The following is a 1,976-nucleotide window of genomic DNA, read 5'->3' on the forward strand; positions in this document are numbered from 1 at the left end:
CCATAATACTGCGTGTTTTTTTATTAGAAAAGTCGGATTCTTCATTTTCACGCATAAGCTTTACTGGCAATATTTTCGAACTTCTGTATGACGGATATAACATAAACAGTTCGATGAAAAAGATACTACAAATCATTGTTACAATTGCTATTTTAAAGTCAAAACTCATCGAATTAATTTGAAAATCAAATAAATGCTCTAGCCAACTTTGTAAAAAACGGTTACTTATTACAGCTAGTAACAAACCAAATATTCCACCAAAGAAATTAATTACACTACATTGAATAAATATAACTTTAAACATTTGTTTCGTTGTTGCTCCCATTGATCGCATAATAGCAAATTGGCTTTTATATTTATATAAAAACACTTCAAAATTAGACATTAATAATAACGAAGTAATAATAAGTATTAATACAGATAAAACAACTATAAAAATATGTAATGACGCTAAGTTACTTTTTAAAAACTCGTCTTCCTCCGCAATATCGATTCTTAATTCTTTGTCTATTTTATGAATTTGACTAGACAATGCTAGTACATCTGCATTCGCTTTTGCTTTTATCAACACATAAGTAGCCTCATTGTATTTACCCGTTTTTTCATATACGTGCTGTTTCACTGCACCTTCCGATAAAACAAGTATATCTGGAGCTGAACCTCCAGCTTCTATATCAGGTAAAACTTCTTTTACTACATAAGATTTATTTTCTATTTCAATCTTTTCTCCAACTTTTACTTGTAAAGTTTCCGCTAATCCATGATTTAATGTTACTTCCTCATTCGATAGATTTTTAGAGAAGTGATATCGACTTTGAGATAACGAATCATTTTGAACACCTACTGTATAAATAGCTGTATTCAATTTATTCACTTGCAAATGATTTACTAATACTTTTGACATGTATTCAATATTTTCTTGTTCCTTAATATTTTGTAGTAAAGATTTATCCATCAATTTATTTTGATCAGGGTTATATCCAACAGATAAATCCATATCTCCATATAAATTTTTAACTTCATTTATAACAGACTGTTTCGCATGGCTCGAAAATACAATCATCGTAACAATTAGAGAAACAGCCAACATAACGCTAACTATAGAGGAGATAGCAGTAAATTTATTCGTCTTAAAAAAGCGTAAACCTAATCCTCGTACTGATTTTATCATTTTGATTTCTCCATTAATCTTTTAAATTTATCTAAAATGATATTTATATCATTTACTCCATGAGAACACGTATAATCATCAACAACTTCTCCATCATGAAAGAAAAGAACCCGATCTGCATACGTAGCAATGTGAGGATCATGAGTAACAAGAATCATACTTTGATTGAATCTTTGTTTCATATCGACCAGTACTCGTAAAATATCATTAGACGTATTGAAATCTAAATTTCCAGTAGGCTCATCTGCAAGAACAATTGGAGGAGATGTTATTAACGCCCTACCAATTGCAACACGTTGTTGTTGCCCACCAGAAAGCTGAACTGGTCGATGATTTCTCCAATTTACTAAACCAAGAACATCTAATATTTTATTTGTTTTTTCTCGTATCTCCTCTTCTGAATCAGCTGATAATATGAGGGGTAACGCAATATTCTCTTCTACAGATAAATCCTTTAATAAATGAAATGCCTGAAATATGAATCCTATGTTATCCCGCCTGTACTCCGTCGCATATGGTTCAACAAACATATTTTTAGGGCCTTCACCATTTACATATACGACTCCCTCATCAGGCTTGTCTAAAGCACCAAGTATATTAAGTAATGTACTCTTCCCAGACCCACTCGTCCCCATTACGGCAAGAAGTTCTCCTTTATTTAACTCCAAAGATACATTTTGTAAGGCTCTAACATTTGTATCTACACTCTCATAAGTCTTACTTAAACCTTGAACTGCTAACACAATTTCACTCATCTTTATTCACCTCAACATTATTAAATGCTATTTCCTCCATTAGATTAACT

Annotated in this window: 2 protein-coding genes; both read right to left on the reverse strand. The window is 31.5% G+C overall.

Features of this window, described 5'->3' with window-relative positions; all coding sequences use genetic code 11:
• A partial coding sequence (locus AB3X49_RS22085) for an ABC transporter permease (RefSeq protein WP_367964753.1) occupies positions 1-1,171 on the reverse strand: 1,171 nt, incomplete at its 3' end.
• Entirely contained in the window at positions 1,168-1,926 is a 759-nt protein-coding gene (locus tag AB3X49_RS22090) for an ABC transporter ATP-binding protein (protein ID WP_016100977.1), read from the reverse strand. The genes AB3X49_RS22090 and AB3X49_RS22085, both read right to left, overlap by 4 nt.
• Positions 1,927-1,976 lie beyond the last annotated feature (50 nt).

It is taken from the genome of Bacillus sp. C30 (assembly GCF_040838255.1).
GTDB lineage: Bacteria > Bacillota > Bacilli > Bacillales > Bacillaceae_G > Bacillus_A > Bacillus_A mycoides.

Coding starts and splice junctions, on each gene's coding strand:
- AB3X49_RS22090 (WP_016100977.1), bottom strand. CDS start 1,926: ATGAGTGAAATTGTGTTAGCAGTTCAAGGTTTAAGTAAGACTTATGAG.